At 70.7% G+C, this 19,705-nt stretch carries 11 protein-coding genes; 4 read left to right on the top strand and 7 right to left on the bottom strand.

From position 1 onward, the window contains the following. Window positions 1–26: 26 nt before the first annotated feature. Window positions 27–665: a TVP38/TMEM64 family protein gene (locus LNK82_RS45770; RefSeq protein WP_230573084.1), complete on the top strand. Its 639-nt coding sequence runs from the start codon at window positions 27–29 to the stop codon at window positions 663–665. On the opposite strand, the gene LNK82_RS48140 is transcribed toward LNK82_RS45770, so the two are convergent. The 4 genes from LNK82_RS48140 to LNK82_RS45745 all read right to left on the bottom strand — a co-directional run bounded on the left by LNK82_RS48140 (window position 666) and on the right by LNK82_RS45745 (window position 10,167). Then, on the bottom strand, window positions 666–2,675 hold the full coding sequence (locus tag LNK82_RS48140; RefSeq protein WP_308257577.1) for a serine hydrolase: 2,010 nt from the start codon (window positions 2,673–2,675) through the stop codon (window positions 666–668). Between the two features lie 4 nt (window positions 2,676–2,679). Further along, a complete protein-coding gene (locus LNK82_RS45755) occupies window positions 2,680–4,440 on the bottom strand; it encodes a glycoside hydrolase family 3 protein (RefSeq protein ID WP_230573083.1) in 1,761 nt (586 codons plus the stop codon). 95 nt (window positions 4,441–4,535) lie between these two features. Next, the gene (locus LNK82_RS45750) at window positions 4,536–9,245 is read right to left on the bottom strand and encodes a tetratricopeptide repeat protein (protein ID WP_230573082.1); all 4,710 of its coding nucleotides are present in this window, start codon (window positions 9,243–9,245) and stop codon (window positions 4,536–4,538) included. Between the two features lie 112 nt (window positions 9,246–9,357). Continuing rightward, entirely contained in the window at window positions 9,358–10,167 is an 810-nt protein-coding gene (locus LNK82_RS45745; RefSeq protein WP_230573081.1) for an AraC family transcriptional regulator, read from the bottom strand. Between the two features lie 49 nt (window positions 10,168–10,216). Here LNK82_RS45745 and LNK82_RS45740 point away from each other — a divergent pair, with 49 nt between their 5' ends. Beyond that, window positions 10,217–10,630 carry a DUF2000 domain-containing protein gene (locus LNK82_RS45740; RefSeq protein ID WP_230573080.1) on the top strand — a complete coding sequence of 138 codons (414 nt, stop codon included), beginning with the start codon at window positions 10,217–10,219 and terminating at the stop codon, window positions 10,628–10,630. Between the two features lie 183 nt (window positions 10,631–10,813). Here LNK82_RS45740 and LNK82_RS45735 read toward each other — a convergent pair whose 3' ends face one another. The 3 genes from LNK82_RS45735 to LNK82_RS45725 all read right to left on the bottom strand — a co-directional run bounded on the left by LNK82_RS45735 (window position 10,814) and on the right by LNK82_RS45725 (window position 15,720). Then, on the bottom strand, window positions 10,814–11,047 hold the full coding sequence (locus tag LNK82_RS45735; RefSeq protein ID WP_230573079.1) for a hypothetical protein: 234 nt from the start codon (window positions 11,045–11,047) through the stop codon (window positions 10,814–10,816). 262 nt (window positions 11,048–11,309) lie between these two features. After that, complete coding sequence (locus LNK82_RS45730; protein WP_230573078.1) at window positions 11,310–12,359, bottom strand: hypothetical protein; 1,050 nt, start codon at window positions 12,357–12,359, stop codon at window positions 11,310–11,312. A gap of 19 nt (window positions 12,360–12,378) precedes the next feature. Further along, window positions 12,379–15,720, bottom strand: coding sequence for a hypothetical protein (locus LNK82_RS45725; protein WP_230573077.1), 3,342 nt, complete (start codon window positions 15,718–15,720; stop codon window positions 12,379–12,381). Window positions 15,721–16,940: 1,220 nt separating this feature from the next. Between LNK82_RS45725 and LNK82_RS45720 the strand changes: the two genes are divergently transcribed. Together LNK82_RS45720 and LNK82_RS45715 are read left to right on the top strand one after the other, a co-directional pair. Further along, a complete protein-coding gene (locus LNK82_RS45720; RefSeq protein WP_230573076.1) occupies window positions 16,941–18,395 on the top strand; it encodes a lipase/acyltransferase domain-containing protein in 1,455 nt (484 codons plus the stop codon). After that, on the top strand, window positions 18,388–19,587 hold the full coding sequence (locus LNK82_RS45715) for a hypothetical protein (protein WP_230573075.1): 1,200 nt from the start codon (window positions 18,388–18,390) through the stop codon (window positions 19,585–19,587). The genes LNK82_RS45720 and LNK82_RS45715 overlap by 8 nt, the downstream gene beginning before the upstream one ends. Window positions 19,588–19,705 lie beyond the last annotated feature (118 nt).

Genomic DNA, 19,705 nt, shown 5'->3' with positions numbered 1-19,705 from the left:
GGTCGGCGGGGAGCGCAGGAGAGACGGTGCGGCACGCGCGGGTGGTGGGAGCGGCCGTCGTGGTCGTAGCTCTCGCGATCGCCGCCGCGGTGCTCGACCTGCCGGATCCCGAACAGCTCCGCGGCTGGGTCGACGGCAACGGCGGGCTGGCCCCGCTGGTGTTCTTCGCCCTGTGCGCGGCGGGGACGGCGGCGTTCTTCCCGAAACCGGTGCTGGCCACGGCGTCCGGCCTGCTGTTCGGCGTCCTGCCGGGCCTGGTGGTCGCGGTGGCGGGCTTCACGGCCGGTGCGCTGATCTCGTTCTCCGTCGCACGCCTGCTCGGGCGGCGGTCCGTGGCGCGGTGGCTGGGCTCCGGCCGGCTGAAGGCGCTCGACGCGGTCTTCGCGCGCAACGGCCTGTCCGCCACGGTCGTGCTCCGCCTGCTCCCCGTGATCCCGTTCGCGGTGTCCAACTACGGCGCGGGCGTCACCGCCGTCGCGCCGAGGTCCTTCGCCGCCGGTACCGCGCTCGGCCTGCTGCCGACCACCGCCCTGGCCGCGACCCTCGGTGACGCCGCGCTCGACCTCGGCTCACCCCGCTCGATCGCCGCCGCGGCGGCGTGGCTGGCGCTGGCCGTCCTCGCCGTCGTGTGGGGCCGGCGCCTGCTCCGGCTCTCGACGGTCTAGTCACCGGTCCAGGACGGCGCGTGCCAGGTGGTCGGCCACCAGGTGCCGGTACGGGTTGGTCGCGGGGCCTGCCGCCGTCGGGTGCACGCGGTTGGTCAGCAGCAGCACGAAGGACCGGCTCGCCGGCTCGATGACCAGCGAGGTCCCGGTGTACCCGGTGTGCCCCACGGTGTACGGCGTGGCCAGCATGCCCATGAACGCGGGTTTGTTGACGTCCAGGCCGAGCCCGCGGTCGGCGCCCGGCATGGCCGCGTTCCAGTTGGTCGTCATCGCCCGCACGCTGTCCGCCCGCAGGACCCGCCGGTCGCCGTACCGGCCGCCGTTGAGCAGCATCTGGGCGAAGACGGCGAGGTCGCGCGCGGTGGAGAAGACGCCGGCGTGCCCCGCCGTGCCACCGAGGTACCAGGACGTGGAGTCGTGCACCTGGCCCCAGATCAGCCCGCGCGAACCGCCGGTGTACTGGGTCGGCGCGATGCGCGGTCGCAGGCTCTCCGGCGGGGTGAACATGGTGTCGCGCAGCCCCAGCGGCTCGGTGACCTCCGAGGCCACGAGGTCCGGCAGCGACCGGCCGGTGACCCGTTCCAGCACCTTGCCGATCACGATGAGGCTCAGGTCCGAGTAGACGTACCGCGTGCCCGGCTGCGAGCGGAGCGCCACCGCGTAGACCGCGGCCAGCCGTTGGTCGACCGTCGGGTAGGAGCCGAGCGCCAAGCCGGCCGGCAGCCCGGAGGTGTGGGTCAGCAACTGCTTGAGCGTGACGTCCTGCTTGCCGTTCTGGCCGAACTCGGGCAGGTAGCGCGCGGCTGGTTCGTCAAGGTCGACCAGGCCGCGCTCGACCAGCCGCAGCGCGACCACGGTGGTGAAGAGCTTCGAGATCGACGCCACGTCGAAGACGGTGTCCTCGCGCATCGGGATCCGCTGGTCGGGCGGCAGTTCCGCGCCGTCGGCCCCGTACCGCAGCGCGTCCCCCACGGCCGCGTGGCGGGCGATCACGCCGTTGCGCGCGGCCAGCACCACGCCGCCCGGGAACGCCTGGGGCACGGCCCGCACACCCGCCTCGACGTCGGGCACCAGTCGGTCGACGTGCTCGGCGGCGAGTCCGGCTTGCCGTGCCGTGCCGTAGCGCAGGCGTTCGTCGGGAAGCGGTCCGTCCCAGGGGGAACCGTGTCGTCGGACGATGGCCAAGTCGGCCACCACGGGCAGGTGGTCCGACGCGCCGGTCGTGACCACGCGCGTCTCGCGCACCCGGGCCGGGTAGCCGGCGGCGACGTAGTCGATGCGCTTGGTCGGCGCCGCCGCCGGGTAGGTCGTGCCGGGGGAGGACGGGTCGGTCATCGCCCACGCGTCGACCAGCTCAGTCCACAGTGGAGCGAGCTCGGGCGCGTCCGGCGTCGCGTTGAAGTCGCCGAGCAGCACCCGCGCCTCGCCCCGGTCCTCGGCCATCACGCGCAGCATGTCGGCGACCTGCGCCCGGCGCACCGCCGGGTCGGTGCGGTAGTCCAGGTGGGTGTCGTAGACGTGCACGCGTTCGCCGCGCACGTTCAGCACGACCTCGGGGAACCCCGGTGCCGGCGCGGGCGTCGGGTCCGGCACCTGGGTGGACAGCCGGGTGATCGGGTGGTTCTCCGCCGCGGTGATCGGGTGCCGGCTGAGCACCGCCACGCCGTACTGCCGCCGCGGCTTGCCCGGTTCCGCCGGGTCGAGGTCGTAGATGGGCGCGAAGTAGACGTCCATGCCGACCGCGGCGGCCAGCTCCGCCGCCTGGTCACGCCACTCGCTGCGGGCCATCCAGTGGACGTCGACCTCCTGCACGCCGACCACGTCGGCGCCGGAGGCCGTGATGTCCGCGGCCACCCGCGCCAGGTCCAGCCTGCCGTCCACGCCGATGCCGGTGTGGATGTTGTAGGTCATCACGGTCAGCGGCACGGTCGCGGTGCTCGCCGGCTCGGCCACCGCGGACGGTGTCGCGACCAGCAACGCGCACAGGACGGCGGTCGGCAGGCGACGCATCGGGTCAGCCCTCCCAGGTCAGGCCGTGGCCGAACGGGTGCAGCGCGGTCGAGGGGTCGTTCGCGACCGGGATCGTGACGGGCAGCTTCCCTGTCGGGGCCCGTTCCCCGTACAGCACCCGCACCGCCGACTCCACCGAGACCGCGGTGTAGGAGTAGGTCGCCAGGTAGGTCTGGGCTTCCGGGAAGTACGCGATGTCGTACGGGTCCCGGACCGCGATGACGACGACCGGTTTCCCGGTGGCCAGCAGCGCCTTCACCAGGTTCTGCTGGCCGACGTCGGTCCACGCCTTGTTGGTCGCGACGATCGTCAGGTCGGCGGCGGTGGAACCGGCGACCGCGCGGTCGATCGTCGCCTGGTTCGGGTTCGCGCCGGTGACCAGGGCGCTCGTCGTCGCCGAACGGCGGCCGACGGCGTCGGCGAGCCGGTGCGGCACCGGGTCGGCGGTCGTGCCCCAGCCGGTGGCGAACACCGTTGCCGGTGGCGTGCGCAGGGGCAGGACCGCGTTGCGCACGAGCGTCGTGGTCCGGTCCGTGATCCGCTGCGCCGCCTGCTTGTTCGGGGCCGTCCCGACGACCTCCGGCAGCCTCGCCGGGTCGACGAACGGGTCGTCGAACAGGCCGCGCTTCGCCTTCATCCGCAGGATCCGGCGGACCGACTGGTCGATGCGCTGTTCGGTGAGCTCGCCGTCGCGCACCGCCGCCAGCACCGCGTTGAACGCGAGGTCGATGTCCGGCGGCATCAGCAACTGGTCGACGCCGGCCTTCAGGGCCAGCACGGGCACGCGGTCGTCGCCGTACTCCTGCCGCACACCGGCCATCCCGAGCGAGTCGGTGATCACCACGCCCTCGTAGCCGAGCCGGTCGCGCAGGACGCCGGTGATGATCGGCCGGGAGAGCGTGGCCGGATCGCCGGACGGGTCGAGCGCGGGCACCACGATGTGCGCGGTCATGATCGAGTCGATGCCGGCGGCGATCGCGCGGCGGAACGGCGGCGCGTCCAGCCGTTCCCAGTCCTCGCGGCTGTGCCCGATCACGGGCAGGCCGGTGTGGCTGTCCACGGCGGTGTCGCCGTGCCCGGGGAAGTGCTTCGCGGTCGCCGACACACCACCCCGCTCGTACCCCCGGACCTGAGCCTCGACCAACTGGGCCGTCAGCTCGGGGTCCTCGGCGAACGAGCGGACGCCGATCACCGGGTTGAGCGCGTTGACGTTGACGTCGGCGACCGGCGCGAAGTCCTGGTTGACGCCCATCGCGCGCAGTTCCCGCCCGGCGATCAGGGCCGCCTCGCCCGCCGCCTCCGGGTCGCGGGCCGCGCCGAGCGCCATGTTGCCGGGGAACGGCGTGACCGGCTCCCCGATCCGCGACACCACGCCGTACTCCTGGTCGGTGCTGATCAGGGCGGGGATCGCCGACACCCGCTGGATGCCGTTGGACAGCGCCGCGACCTGCGCGGGGTTGGCCGTGTTGCCGGACCACGCGAAGTAGACGATGCCGCCGAGGTGGTACTTCCGGATCAGCTGTTCGGCGTTGTCCACGCCGTGCTGCCGCCGGTTGGCGGCCACCGAGGCCGGGTCGGACGCGTCGACCGTCGCGCCGTAGGCGTAGGTGACGAACAGCTGGCCGACCTTCTCCTCCAGGCTCATCCGCCGCACCGCGTCCGCCACGACGTCACCGGTGCCGGCCGCCGCCACCGCCGGGGCGGAGCCGACCAGCAGGGCCGCCAGCCCGACGAGCACCCGTCGCCGGTTGAAGATTTTCCTCATGCGCTCTCCTACAGTGAGGAAATCACCGATCCGGTCGAATGTACGCAGGCCGCGCCGGCGGCGGCATCGCCCGTTCGGGGGCTTTGGCGCGGGACCTACTCGAAGAGGGCGTACTGGCCGGTGGCTTCGTCCGGTGATGGCCGACCCGTCCCCGCTCCGGTGAGCGCGGTGACCTCGTCGATCATGGCCAGCGCGGTCGGCTCGGACACGTGGCAGAGATCGGCGCCCGCCGTGCTCCAGTGCGCGATCCGCAGGGCGAGGGCGGCCAGGCGTCGGGCGGTGGCCGGAGCGGTGTCCCGGACCAGGCGGGCCAGCCGCATCGTGGTTCGGCACCGCTGGTCCGGGTCGACCATGGAGTCGATCACCTCCAGCGCCCGGTCGTGGCGCCCGCAGGTGGCCAGGGCCTCGGCCAACGCCGCCAGCGCCGAAGCGCGCTGGTCGGGGTCGGTGATCGACTCGACGGTCTGCCCGGCCCGGTCGTCGTGCCCTCCTGCGGCGAGCGCGGTGGCAATCGCGGCCAGCGCCGAGTTCCGGTCGTACCAGCTGTCGATGCCGCGCATCGCCACCTCGGCCCGGTCCAGCAGGTCCTCGGCCCGGTCGTGGCGGCCGATCAGGGCCATCGCCTTCGACGCCGCGGCCAGAGACAGCGCCTGGTGGCCCGGGCCGGTGGTCTCGTCGGCGGCCTTGACGAGTTCTTCGACCAGGTCACCGACACGGTCTTCGCGGTCCGTGCCGACGAGGCGTTCGGTCAGTCCCGCGATCGCGAGCCCCCGCTGGTGCGGTCGGGGGATCGACCGGGCGACCGCGGTCGCCCGGTCGTGCCGCCCTGCCTCGACCAGTGCTTCGACCACCGACAGCAGCGACCAGCTCCGCCGCTGGGCGTCGACGATCAGGGACGCGATCTCGACCGCCCGGTCGTGCGTGCCCGCCCTGGCGAGTCCCTTGGCCACTGCGGCGAGGGCCGAATCGCGCTGGTGGCGGTGGGTGATCGGGGCGACGGTTTCCACCGCGAGGTCGTGCAGGCCACCTTCGGCCAGCGCTTCGACGACCGCCACCAGCTCCGAGCCGCGCAGGTCGCGGTCGTCGACCGACTGAGCGGGCCACAGGACCGCGTCGACGAGGCGCCGGGCTCGGTCACGACGGCCGAGGGCGTGCAGGACGCCGGCGGCCACCGCCAGCGCCGAAGTCCGCCGGTAGGGGTCCGTGATCGACCGCGCCGCCGTGACGACCTCCTCGGCGAGGTCTCCGGCCCGGTCGAGCAGGCCTGCCTCGACCAACCCCTTCGCCACCGACACCAGCGCCCAGGCCCGGCGGTCGTGATCGGTGATCAGGTCGACCGCGCCGACCGCCTGGTCGGGGTGCCCGGCCCTGGCCAGCACCCAGGCGAGCGCCATCAACGCCCGGCCGTCCTGGATCAGGTCGTCGGCCGTGTGCGCGACCTGGACGGCTTCGTCCACGAGGTCTTCGGCCCGGTCCTGGAAACCCGTTCCGTACAGCCCTTCCGCCAGCGTCACCAGCTCTGAAGCCCGCAGCTCCGGATTGGCGATCGACCGCGTGACCTCGATCGCCTGCTCGTGCAGACCGCTTTCGACCAGCGCGTTGGCCGCCGATTCCAGGGCCAGGCCCTGCAGTTCGACGTCGTCCACGGCGTTGGCGGCGGCGACGATGTCGTGCACGAGCACCTCGGCGCGGCCGTGCCGCCCGTGCGCGGCCAGCATCCTGACGACCAGCACCAACGACCAACTCCGCCGGTAGGCGTCGGTGATCGACCGCGCCGCGCGGACGGTCTCGTCGACGACCTCGTCCACTTGGTCACGGACGCCGTCCTCGGCGAACGCCTTGGCGATCGGGACCAAGGCCAAGACCTTGCGGTAGTCGTCGGTGATCGACCGGGCAGCCGTGTCCAGGGCCAGGTGGTCCAGGCCGGCCTGGACCAACCCCTTGGCCACCGCGGTCAGGAGCAGGTCCCGCTGGTCGGGGTCGGCGATCAGTCGGGCGACCTCGACGGCCACCGCGCACCGGCCGGCTTCGACCAGCGTCCGGCCGACCGAGACCAGCACCGAGCCGTCGTTCGCGTCGAACGCGACCTCCACGGCGTGGTCGTACATGCCCGCTTCGACCAACGACGCGACGACCGGGGCGGCCTCGTGCCGCGCGACGATCAAGCGGCCGGTCTCCAAGGCGCGCTCGGGGAGTCCTGCGTCCGCCAGCGCCTTGGCCGCGGACGCCAGCGCCGCGTTGCGCCGGTAGCGGTCGGTGGTGGACTCGATGGCGTACTCCGCCTCGTCGTGCCGCTCGGCCTCGAGCAGGGCCTCCGCGACGGACACCAGGGCCGCTCGCCGCCCGGCCGGATCGGTGATCGAGCGAGCGGTCTCCGCCGCCCGGTCGTGGTGGCCGGCGGCGGTCAGCGTCTCGACCACCGACTCCATGGTGGACCCCGGCGAAGCGTGCGCGAGGGCGGTCCGCTCGTGCAGGTCCTGCCGGGACGGCTGCTTCGAGTCGGCGAGCGCGGGGGCGGTCGCGGACTCCCGGTCGTCCTGGTGGGCGGTGGCGAGCGCCCTGGCCATCGACACGAACGCGGTGTTCCGCTGGTGCGGGCTGGGCATGGCGCGGACGGCCTGGGTGACCTCGTCCAAGAGGTCCTGGACCCGCGCGTGCAAGCCTTCCGCCGCCAGCGCCTCGATCACCGACACCAGCGCCGCGCCCTTCCAGTCGGCGTCGACGACGGTACGTGCGGCTTCGACGGCCCGGTCGTGGAGGTGGTCCCTGAGCAGCGACCTGACCACGGAGGTCAGCACGGCGCCCTGGCGGAAGGGGTTGGTGATCGCGGAGGCCGTCCGGATCGCCCGGTCGTGGAGTCCGCTGTGGAACAGCGCTTCGACCGCGGCTGCCAGGATCGGGCTCTGGTGGTCGGGGCCGTCGAGGGAGAGGGCGGTGTCGACGGCTCGGTCGAGCAGGTCCGCGGCTCGGTCGCGTTGCCCGGTGGCGGCGAGGGATCGGGCCACGGAGACCAGGGTGGTGCCGCGGCGGGAGGGGTTCGGGATGAGGGCGGCGGTCGCCGCGGCCCGGTCGTGCAGGCGGGTTTCGACCAGGAGGTCGACCACGGCTACCAGGATCAGGCTCTGGTGGTCGGGGTCGTTGACGGATCGGGCGGTGTCGACGGCCTGGTCGAGGAGCTTCGTGGCCTTGTCGAGCTCTCCGGCACCGGCGAGCGTTCGGGCGACGGAGACCAGGGTGGTGCCGCGGCGGGAGGGGATGGGGATGAGGGCGGCGGTGTCCGCAGCTTGGTCGTGCAGGCCCTCTTCGACCAGCGCGTCCACGACCGACGCGAGCGCCCGGCTCTGCCGGTGGTCGCCCGTGACCGCCAACGCCAAGGAGATCGCGCGGTTGGGCCGGCCCATGCGAACCCACAGCCTGGGCACGTCCGGCGGCACGCGGGTGGTGCGATCGGTCAGGTGGTCGCGGTGCACCGCCAGGCGCGCGACCGCGCTGAGGTCGGGCGCGTCTTCACCGGTGACGTGGCGGTCGAGGGTCGCCGTGATCTGGGCGACGGCGGCGCGGTCGCCACCGGTCCGCGCGAACAGCCGTTCGTGGCGGGCGGGATCGGTGCACAGGGCGGTGGCCTGCCCGACGTCGGCCGTGGTGAGCAGCATGAAGAGGTAGCCGCGCAGCAGGTACTCCGGCGTTTCCGCGGGCCATCCCCGGTGCCGGTACCCCGCGGCCCACCGGTGGACCACGTCCCGGTAGGCGGACACCGCGTCCTCGCCCAGCATCTCCGCGGCGGTGACCTGCAGGTCGCCGTGCGCCAGCAGGTACACCTCCGGGGCCGTGCCCGGGGCGAGGTCGTTGTCGCGCCGGGTGAAGCTCCGCCCCGCCGCCGTGCCGAGGTGTTCGCGCACCTCCCAGGCCAGGGTGCCGGTCAACGTGGCGAGGTCGACCGCGGTCAGCCCTCCTTCCGAGGCGACGACCAGGCCCAGCAGGTCCCGTTCGGGGTGGCCGGCCAGCAGGCGCTTCAGGTCGCGCTTCATCTCCGCGCGCACCGCGCGGGCCTCCGGCGAGACCTCCAGCTCCCGGACGACCCCGCCGTCGCGCAGCGGGTGGCCCTCCGGCACGTCGTCGGGCACGGGTGGGTCGGGCCGTCCCGCCACCACGACCCGCAGCCCCTCCAGCGGGCGAGCCGGGAGCAGGGCGGCGATGCTGTGCGAGTCCGGTCCCGCGGTGACGCCCCGGTCCTCGTCCAACCCGTCCACGACGAGCACCAGGCGCTCACCGCGTTCGGCGCACAGGGAGGCCGCGTCCTCCAAGAGCCCCAACAGGTGCGCCTCACGCGTGGCCGGGGTCAGGAACGGTGGCATCTGCTCGCCCAGGAGCGCGAGCAACTGCTCCAGCACGTTCTCCACGAACGCCACCCGGTCGGCCTGGTCGGCGAGCTGCGCCGTCACGAAGAACGACACCACCCGCACCCCGGGCGGCGGGTTCACCACGAACCACGACAGCAACGCCGACTTCCCGGCCCACGCCGCCGCCTTCAGCCACCGGAACCAGCCGTCGGCCGACGCCTCGGCGCAGAACGCCGCCAGGTCGGCCAACTCCGACTCGCGACCGACCAGCTCCTCCGGCGCGATCCTGAGCACCTGGTGCCGGTACCGCGTCCGGACCGGCTCACCGGTCCGCAGGTTCACGTCCCGACCCGCCTGGACGACCACACCGCCCGACGTGGCCGTCGCGACGTTCGACCCGGCGCCGGTCGCGCGCCCGTTCCCGGCCGGGGGCTCGGGTCCGTCGGACTCGTCACCAACTCGCACCCCCGCATCATCCAGACCGCACTCCTGCGCGGTCCCGCAATACTGCGGCGATGGCGGTGCGGTCACCGCTTCCGCCGACCGGACCGGTTGCCGGGCCGCATCCGTGACCGCGTCAGCTGCGGTCGTGGACCACGCGTGAGGTGCCCGATCGCGCGTACGCGCCCGGTGCGGTCCCGAGCATCCGGCGGAAGTGCCGGGTCAGGTGGGACTGGTCGTAGAAGCCGACGGCCGGTGCGACCTGGGCCGGTGGCAGCCCGTCGAGCAGCAGGCGGCGGGCCAGGTCGACGCGGCGGCCGGTCAGGTAGCGGTGCGGGGGCAGGCCGAACTCGCGGGTGAACGCGCGGACCAGGCGTTCCGGGGCGGCGGCCAGCCGCGTGGCGGCGTCGGACAGGGTGAGGCCGTCGGTCACGTGGGCGTCCAGCAGGTCCCGCAACGTGCGGGCCAGGCCGGGCTCGGCCTCCGGCGTCGTCGGCGCGCGCCGGGTGAGGTGGGCGTGCAGCCGGTCGCGGACCAGGGCCAACCTGGACTCGGCCTCCCACTCGTCGCCGCCGTGCAGCACGCCGTGCAGCTGGTGCACGCGCAGGCGCAGCGCCGGGTCGGCGAACGCGGGGTGGTCGACCGCCGCGCCGACCAGGTCCGTGCCGAGGACCGACGTGTCGAGGTAGAGGACCCGCTTGCGGAAGCCCTCGGAGGTCGCGTTGCGGCCGTCGTGCGGCACGTGCGGCGGGAGCAGGGTGACCGACGCGGGCGCCGCGCCGTGCTCGCGGTGGTCCAGGCCGTAGGTCACCGTGCCGGTGTCGACCAGCAGCAACGTCCACGCGTCGTGCGTGTGCGCCGGGTAGGCGTGGTCGGTGAAGCGCGCGTGCAGCACCTCGGCGATGCCCGGCACGGCGGGCCGCCACGCGGCGATGTCGGGGCCCACGTCAAGAACGTACAAGACGGGCGCCGTCCGGTTCGGCGACGGTGTGCGGGTGGAACGATTCGAGACCAAGTTCGCCGTCCTGCTCCGCGACGACCTGGCGCCGTGGCAGGCGTTGAACGTGACCGCCTTCCTGGCCGGCGCCCTCACCGCGGCCGTGCCGGAGGCCGTCGGGGAACCGTACGAGGACGCGGACGGCACGACGTACCTGCCGATGCTCGGCCAACCGGTGCTCGTCCTGACCGGCGGCAAGGAAGTCCTGACCACCGCGCACACCAAGGTCGTCACGCGGGGCCTGGCGCTGGCGGTGTTCACCTCCGACCTGTTCGCCACCGGCAACGACGTGGACAACCGGGCCGCGGTGCGAGCCGTCCCGCGTGCCGCCTTGGACCTCGTGGGCATCGGCGTGCACGGCCCGCGCAACGCGGTCGACAAAGCCCTCAAGGGCGCCCGGATGCACCCTTGACGATCGACCCGGCCGCCGCAGCGACACCGACCAGTCCGGGTGGGACGGTTCCCACGCGAGCCTCGTGACACGGTCGCCCTGGATAGTGCTGTTCGGCTCCGCAGCTTGGCAGCGGTCGCCGTGGTCGCCGTGGTGATCCTCATCGACCCCGCCCGGTCTCCTCTCCGAAGAAGGGTGACGTGATCAACGTCGCCCGAACCGGGCGCGTCGCGCGCCAAACGTTGCGTCGGCATAGGCCGTCACCGCCAGGTCCCGGTCGGCTTGGCTCAGTGGCGACGTCCGATCCGGTGACAGTTGCTCGACCAACTGCTGCTTGGCGGCGGACACCGCCGTGAACTCCGGTTGCGTGCAGCCCACCGTCAGCATCGCCTCGACGAACTTGCTCCACGTGACGTGTTCGTAGGCGTGCCCTGGCATGCGCGACAGCCGATCATCGGGGGCCCGGCCCAGGGTGAAGTACGAGGCGCGATGAGCGGGGTGCCCGCCGATGAGCCCGGACGACGGGGAGGCGGCTCAATCGGGCCGTGGTTCACGTTCACGCTGCCGGAGATCGTGCCTACCTGCGGGGCGGGGCCTCGAACATCCGCCGACGACCACGACCGGTCGGCATCGTCAACGAGTACCGCCACTCCACCTGACCTGCACGGATGACGTTCCGGCAGACGCGGGGCACTCCTGGTCAGGTGACCTTCAACGGCTGATCGGACAGCACGTCCGCGTTGCGCATCTTGGCCCACACCAGGTCGACGGTGATGCCTGCCAGCAAACCCATCGCGACCACGAACCACGAGAGCTTGTGCAGCGCCTCGATGTCCAGCGGGGTCGTGGCGGTGATGCGCTGGGCTGCTACGTACAGCAGCACCGCGGCTGCCCCCGTGACCGCGCCGCGTACGACCGCCAGCACGAAATCCGAGGTCGTCGCAGTCATGTCGTGCGCGATCGCCCCACCAACCGATGCCAGCAGCGGTCCGGCCAGAACGCAGGTGAGGGCCAACGAGAAGTTCGCCGTCTGGGATCCCAGCGCAATGCTGAGTACCGCCAGACCCAACGAGAGAAGAGCCACGACCCCGTGTAGGGTGCGGAGACGACGTGCGCTCTTCTCTCGCTGCTCCTGTTGGCGCAGATGCTCCTCGCGCCGGGCCAGTTGGTCCTGGAGGCTTTTCACCAACCGTTCGGCCGAGTCGTCGCCCCAGTCCGCCCCCATCAGGTCGAGGTCGTCCTGGGTGACATCGTTCTTGGTTTCGTTGAAGGTCTTCCACACCGTCAGCGCGCTCGCGCCGAAGCAGGCGACAGCGACGATCGGGATCCTCTGCGCCATGGCCAGCACGCCCGCGATCCGGGTGGCACGACCACCGCCGATCAGCAGCAGGCTGTCCGCCTTGAGCAGCGCGCGGTAGTAGGAGATATCCCACTCCGAGGCCGGGTTCTTCCGCACCTTCAGCACGTGTTTCAAGTGCGGGGGGACGCCGAAGTCCACCTCGCGGTTGTGCGGTGTGTGGACGATGATCTCGCCCGGATGTTGGGCGTCGAGAGCTCCCAGATAGCCCTTCACCACATCTCTCTCGATGTAGTTCTGGCTGCTGGAGAACACGGCCAGGTCGAATCCCGCCTTGGCGAGCTCGCGGCCGATCGCTTCGCTCGCGGCCGGGATCATCTCCCCGTTCTTGAGCTTCGGTTCGTAGGGACGGTCGAGGGAACCGCTGCCGGTGATCACGATCGAGGGCCGCATCACGCACGTCCTTTCGTTCCTACATCGGTTCCAGGTGGCCGAATCCAAGGTAGCTGGACCTCCTGCCGCAGACCTGGCATCTCGCCTTGGCGGTGGCTGGTCCGGTCTCGGCCAGTTCCTGCGCGCTGTGCAGTCCCTCAACGAAGAAGAAGATCCGATCCGTTGCGGCCCGGCAGTGCGGACAGCCGTGGGCGATCGCCTCGCGGTCGAGCACGACGAGCATCCCGTCGTGGCTGATCTCGGTGATCTCGCCTTCTGGCAGGAAGAGCAGCTCCTCCACGTCGCTGAACTCGATGATCTTCGCGACGTTGTCCGGTGGCAGGTTCCTCGGTTCGGGCGAACGGCCCCACAGGTCCTGAAGCCGCCACGGCACCGGTTGTCGCGTGATGTTCTCGGTCCGCATGTCCGCGAGCGCGGTGCGGATCACCTCCGCGAGTCCGGGCAAAGCGCCTTCCTCGTGCTGGAAACTGATGCCGCGATACGCCTTGTGCAGGTGCCCGACCTGTTTGTCGGTGGCGGTGAACCGCGGGGTGAGGAAGTTCCCGGCGGGGTCCGTCGCGTCACCCATCGCTCCCGCCAGCGCGATCAGGTCGTTCAACGTGCCCTGGTACTGCTCGCCGCACACCAGAACGGTGATCGGCAGCATGTTCGCGCGGTTGAGGTAGGCGACCTCGCGCAGCAGACCAGGCCCGGTGATCGGACGCGACATCGGTGCGTCCACCAATGCGTCATGCATCTCCTCACCGGTCGCGATCCGGTGCCTCGAGTCAGCGAACGGGAACTCCGGGAAGTCGATGTCCTTGGGCGACAGGTACAACACGATGGCGTCCGCGGCGAACATCCGCTCCAGCACCACGCGCCGCCAGTTCTCCCGCGTCGCCGGGATGATGTCTACGCGCGGGTCGATGGCGTCGCGGTCCCGCTGGTCGCTGACGATCTCGATCCGGCCAGCGCCACCGCCCAGTGCCGCCGCAAGACTGTCGATGACCTTGTAGGCGGTGTCGTCACCGGTGAACGTGCGCAGGAACAACACGCGCGGACTACCCGGATCAGCGGTCACATCACCGCCCGCGCGAACCCACGAGAGGCCTGACTCGCGAGGTTCGCCTCTGTTCCACGCTTGCAGCGCGGACATGCCGTACGAGGAGCTCAAACCCTCGCGATCGACCTCACCGACATCGCTGTGCACGAGCATCATGGGGGCGTTGGCGAGCTGCCGCCGCTGTCTGTGCAGGCGCTCCTCGACGGTGGCGCGCAGCTCGGTGCCATCCTCGGCCAGTGGGAGCGCACGTTCCAGCAGCCGGCAGGACTCTTCGAGGTCGGCGCGGTGACTTCGCCGCCGGTATCTGCGGTACAGCAAGTAAGCCGCGTCCTTCAAGTTGTCACTCGCCCAGACCGGAGCCGACCGCTCCGTCGCGGAGACCGCATCGAGGAGCAGGGCGATCGCGGTGTCGAGGTCCGCGCGAACCCCGCTGATCTGCCACTGCCGGAAAAGGATCTGGCCGCGCAGCCCGGTGTAGATCGCCGGATCCGGTGCCCCTCCGAGCGACTCGGCCGTTTTGAGCGCGGACATTGCCAGTTCGAGCACGGCCGGGTTGCGGGCCCTGGCACCCACCCCCGCCATCTCGACGCACGACTCGAGAATCCCTCGGTTAAGCAACGACAGCAGCGCCTTCCCCGCGCGGGGATCGATGCCATGCTCCGCGCCTCGGCGGCCGACGACCTCACCGAGGTGCGAAATGCTGCCCAGCCAGGCCGGATCCAGGTGCAGGCCTTGCTCGATCACCTGCTTCGCCTCATCGAAGGCGGCTGGATCACCGAACCGGTCGAGCCGGTCCGCGAGGAGCAGGACCAGAAGAGCACCGCATCGCATCCTGCCCGCGTCGCCGATGGACCTTGACAACGCGGCACGGGTGCAGTGAAGGGCCTGCCCGAGGTCGTCTTCCGAGCCGGACAGCTGGAAACGTCCGCGCAGTCCGGCCGCGACGTTCACGAGGAACTCGGCGTGCTCCGGCTCCGATTCCCCGAACAGCGCGACTGTCGCGCGGGCCGTGGCGATCGCGGCGTCGAACTCCTCGATCTGACCCGTCTCCTCGGCCAGCCTCACCTCGGCAACGAAGAGGTTGGACAGCCGGCGTCCCTGATCCCGCGGCGGGCCGGGCGAACTCGCGGACCTGCGCCCGAGGTCGATCGACAACCGGAGATCGTCCCCGTCACCGGTCAGCGACGCCCACTCGAACAGCATGAACCCGAGCGACGACAGCAGTCCGGGCTCGGTGGTCTGGCCCGCCAGCTCACGTGCGAGCGCGGCCGCCCTGCCGAGGTCGTCCGCGAAACCCGTCCTCGTCCACCGCTCGCGCAGCCGCCGAGCCTGGATCCACGCCAGCTCGGTCCGGTGTTCATGCTGGATCCGTTCGTCGCGCAGCAGGTCCTCGTTGAGGTCGATGAGGCCGTCGAGATCGGTCGCCACCTCAGCGATCTCGCGCCGGGCGTGCAGGAGTTCGCACAACATCGCGCTCGCGTGGAACCAGCCCTCCTCGTTCTGCGGGAACAAAATCCGCTGCCTGCGCCGCCCTGCGATCGCGTCGTCGAGGTCCTCGACGGTGCCGGTCAAGTGATAGCGCGTTTGCAGCGCGTCTGCGTGTGAGGCGATCAGAAACGGCTTGTCGTCGCGCGGCATGAACGGCATGGCCACTGTTCCCAGCCGCACCACCTCGTTCAAGTGCACAATGTCGCGCGTTCGTTCGAACGCGGCCGTACGAGCGCCACGCAGCTTCATGGCGATCCCGAGACGAACCTGACGCCAGACGTCACGGTCACCATCGCCGCGTTCCGCGAGTGCAGCGCGGACCAGGTCGTCACCTTCGCCTCCGGTGGTGATCACCTCGTCGAGGTCCTCGGCCCGGCCGGAGTCCTGCCACCGCAACCACAACGCCGTCAACAGCGCCTTGATGCACGTCGACCGGATCGTCAGTCGGTGCCCACCGTCCCGGAACTCGCCGAGGACCCCGATCGCCTCGTCCAGACTCGCGTCCGCGCAGTCGGTGACGAACGCGTCGATCTGACCGAGCGCGGCCACGGCGCACTCGTACAGGTCGAGGTCGTCGAGCACGACATCGACCAACGGCCGGAACTCGTCGACGACGGCGCCCAGTTCCACGGCCCGGGTCAACATCAGCCTGACCAGTTCAGACGAGCCGGCTTGGTCGGCGTACCAAGCGGAGGCGGTGACGATGCATGCCATGGTGCCGAGCTCGCGGTCGTCCGCGGATTGCACTGCCAGTTCCGGCGGCGTCGGTGGTGGCGAGTCGCCGTTCAGGAACGCGGCGAACCGCTCGATCGCGCCGCCGACACCGCTCAAGTCACGCCTCCCCGGTAGGGCTGGGTGACTATTTGTCGCAGGTGAGGACCGGATCGTTACGACCCGTTCGGCCCAGCCTCGTCACCTCGATGAAGTCGGGGTATCTCGGGTCTGAGCGCCCCGTTCGGCTGGAACGGTAGAGCAGTACGGAGGTACTGAGTTGCGAACCGCGCGTGGTCGCAAATGATCTGCGGACCGAGGAAGCTGCCAGAATTCTTCACCGCCGCAACGCCAGTTCCGGATTCGCGTACTCGCGCGCGCGTCATCTTGTCCGCGCATGACACCATGGCGCTCGCGACGGGCTCGTAATGGCCCGCCTCCTTCATAGTCTGCCGGTACTCCTTGATCTCGTCCTGGTTGGCGGCGGCGCGGACAGCGGGTCCGGGGGTGCCAGAAATCGGCCGACAGTTCGACGCCGATCGCCTGGTTGCCCACGGACTTCGATGTCGCTGTGGTGCGCCGGACCACCCTCGTCCGCGGCTGGATTGGGCCGATCGTGCCGTGCTCGTCGGGCTGGTTCGCCGACTGCCCCGACGGTTGCGCCAGCACCGGTTGGTGACAGCGGCCACTGTCCAGCGAGGGCACCGGCGCCAGGTTGCGAGGAGGTGGATCTGTCCGAACCGCACCGGGCGCGCCCAATGCGGTTGGGGCGGGTCCACCTCCTCGCAACCAGGCGCCGGTGCCACCGGAGCGCGGTGTCCGTGGCACCATCGATGTTCACGCAGCCGTCGGGGGAGTCGGCGCACCAACGCGACGAGCACGGCACGATCGGCCCAATCCAGCCGCGGGCGAGGGTAGGTTCGGCGCAGCACGGCGACCTCGTGCCGCAGCATCAGCAACTCCACGTCCTTGGCCGCCGATGACCGACTGAGCAGAACCAACCAGCCGACGACCCGGACGAAGATCAGGCGCAGTAGTCGTAGCGCCACGCCTCACGATCATGCTCCAACAGCACGTGGTGCGAGAATCGTCGCAGCTCAGCGCCTCAGCGCAGAGTTCTGTCACCCCACAGGCATGACAGTCAGCGGGGTGGTGAGAGATGATGCCATCGGTAGGTGAGGTCTTCCTCGGAGTCGTGAAACGTCGCAACTCCATGATCACCGATGCGGTCCACCCGCCGCCTTCGCCTGGGTGCGAGGCCTCGTCCACAAACCACAGCTCAGTGCACTGTTGACCGACTACGCAATCGCCCTGAGTCGTATGCTGGTTAAGGTCGTGGTGTGAGTGATGATGGTGTCGATCCGGGTGAATGGTCGCCGGATCAGCAGAGGCTGTCCTGGGGGGTTTCCCAGGACGCGGTCGTGGTGATACCTGGGATCATGGGTAGCACGTTGGTGGATGCGGCATCCGGTGACGTGCTCTGGGGGATCAACCGGCTTGGCTGGTATCGGGAGGCGTGGACATCCGGTCGGTCATTGCGGCGACTCGCCGACCTCGACGTGCGTATCGAAGCCCGTGGCCTGCTCAGATTCCCCGCCTGGGCCCCGCTGGGCGGTTTCGAGCCATACACGAACTTGGTGCGGGAGATTCGGAAGGTCGTCGCGCATCCGGACGCGGTCCTGGAGTTCGGCTACGACTGGCGCCTGCCCGTGGAGCACAATGCCCGGATCCTCGCCGTCGCCGCCCGCCGTCACCTGGACGCTTGGCGATCCCACGCCGCGCACGCACGGGCCCGCGATTTGCAGCCCGACGGCCGTGAAGCGCGTCTGGTGCTGGTCGCGCATTCCATGGGCGGGCTGGTGGCACGCGCGTTGGGGCTGGTCGAGGGTAGCGGCACGACTCCGGTGGTCACGGCGGACATCCGAGCCACAGTCACCCTGGGGACGCCCTTTCAAGGCGCAGCGAAGGTCGCTGTCATTTTCGGCACCGGTGCCGGCACGCCGCTGCCGAGTGGGCGACTGAAGCGCCTGGCCGCGCGACTGCCCGGGCTGCACGATCTGCTCCCGACCTACCGCTGTGTGGACACCACCGACGACGTTCGCCACCTCACCCCGTCAGACATCGAATCCCTCAGCGGCAGCGGCGAACTGGCACGGCAGTCGTTCGGGTTTCTCTCCAGACTCTCCATGGTGCCGATGGTCGGTCACCGGGCGTTGGTGGGAGTGGAGCAGGGGACGGTGCACTCCATCGGCTTGGAGCACGGCGTCGCGACAGGGTTGCGCCACACATTCCGTGTGCACTCCGACGGCGAACTCGTGCGAGATCGGTACGGACGACTCGCGAGATTCCCCGGTTCCGGCGATGGCACCGTTCCGCTGAACTCGGCCACACCGCCCGGTCCGCCCCCCCAAGTGGAGGCACAACAGCACGGCTCGCTCGGGCACGTTGACGAGGTGGGCATGTTCGTCCGCTCCGTGATCACCGGCGTGGATCAGGGCGGTCGGCTGGGCCGGGGTCAACTCGGGATCGATGTCCCGGGGACGGTGCCGAGAGGGGTCGAGTGGTCTGTCCCGGTGTCCGGTGTCGATGGCCCCAACGACGCGACGTGCGAAATCACCGATGCTGAGACCGGTGCGCTGGTCGACATGCCCGCGCTGCACAAGCGCGACGGGATATGGCAGTTCGCCGTGACGGTCGATCGGCCGCACCTGCATCGGGTGTCGGTCTCCGGCGGCGGGGGCTCGCCGGTGACGCAACTCGTGCTCGCCACCGACGGCGAGGTCGACGGTGGATGATTCCGGGACGCGCGGGCTGGAGCTCTTCCCGATCGCGATCGGGAAGTATCAGCATCACGAGGACCTCGACGTCGAGGCAGAACTGGGCGCGGTCTACGGGCTGCTGGCAGGGTTCGGCGCAGCCAGCGTCGACTGGGACGTCCCGATGGGGGAGCGGGACTTGACCACCGTGCTCGACCGCCTCAACTCGTGGGCGGAACGGGCCACTTGCGCCTCCATCCTGTACTGGGTCGGACATGGTTGGTCGAACCAGAGCCACGCGACCCTGGCGCATTCGGCGAGTCCTGATCCCGTCGAACTCGAGGGGATCACACCGGAGCTCATGGCCTACCGCATCACGGCCCGCGAGCACGCCGACGGTGACCCGAAGGCGTGGGCGATGGTTGTCATCGATGCTTGCCGGTCGGCTCGGTTCGTGGAACTGCTCAACCGCGCGCTCGACGACCGCCGGGGACCGCGCCGGGTACTTCTCGTCGGCGTGTCAGGTACCGGTTCCACGACGCTGGGCCAGTTCAGCCACGCCCTCGGCCGGGCGCTGCGCGACACCTTCGGTGCCGAGGACCAGATCAACTTGTGGCAGCTCGCACGGGAACTCAAGCTCCGATTGCCCGAGCACAGTCAGGTGATACCGAAGAACATCGCCGACGTGGCACTCGCGCGGCGCGACTTGCCGATGCCCGTGGGCAACTCCCTGGACGTAGCCATTCGGCTCCGCCACGCCATGTCCCAGCTCCCCGCCGACGAACAGCGGCACTTCCTCCCCAAAGCACAAGGCGGGGAACTCGGCGAACTCGCCTGGTACTTCGAAGGTCGGGCCGGGCAGCGTCGGGAAATCGTGACCTGGTTGCGATCGCACGACCGAGGGATGCTCGTCGTGACCGGCCGAGCAGGCGCGGGCAAGTCTGCCCTCCTGGGAAACCTGATCATTCATGCGCGCCCGATCCTCCGCCGTGCGCTGATCGACGCCGGGTTGACCTCCAGACCTGCCGCCGACGAGCAACCCCCTGATGACGTTTTCACCACGGCGATCCACCTGACCGGCCTGACCACGGCCGACCTCGTCACCCGCATCGCCGCGAACCTCGGACTGCCCTCGCCACCCGTCGACGTGCCGATCAGCGCCAAGATCCAGACGTTGATCGACGACCTGCAGGGGCGGGGTGAGCCTGCCACGGTGGTGGTGGGGACTTGACCCTGGATGTTGGACACCAGACACACTTGGATCCTGACGATCCGGGTGGACAGGAGTCCCGTTCAGATGGTGATGAAGCACTACCCGCCGGAGTTCCGGGCCGAGGCGGTCGCGCTCT

The organism is Saccharothrix luteola (genome assembly GCF_020859565.1).
In the GTDB taxonomy this organism is placed as follows: Bacteria; Actinomycetota; Actinomycetes; order Mycobacteriales; family Pseudonocardiaceae; genus Actinosynnema; species Actinosynnema luteola.
This window is presented reverse-complemented; position numbering and strand designations above follow the sequence as displayed.

Bases quoted from the DNA above. Each gene is read 5' to 3' on its own strand.
- LNK82_RS45735 (WP_230573079.1), bottom strand. From the start codon at position 11,047: ATGCCAGGGCACGCCTACGAACACGTCACGTGGAGCAAGTTCGTCGAG.
- LNK82_RS48140 (WP_308257577.1), bottom strand. From the start codon at position 2,675: ATGCGTCGCCTGCCGACCGCCGTCCTGTGCGCGTTGCTGGTCGCGACA.
- LNK82_RS45730 (WP_230573078.1), bottom strand. From the start codon at position 12,359: ATGCGGCCCTCGATCGTGATCACCGGCAGCGGTTCCCTCGACCGTCCC.
- LNK82_RS45755 (WP_230573083.1), bottom strand. From the start codon at position 4,440: ATGAGGAAAATCTTCAACCGGCGACGGGTGCTCGTCGGGCTGGCGGCC.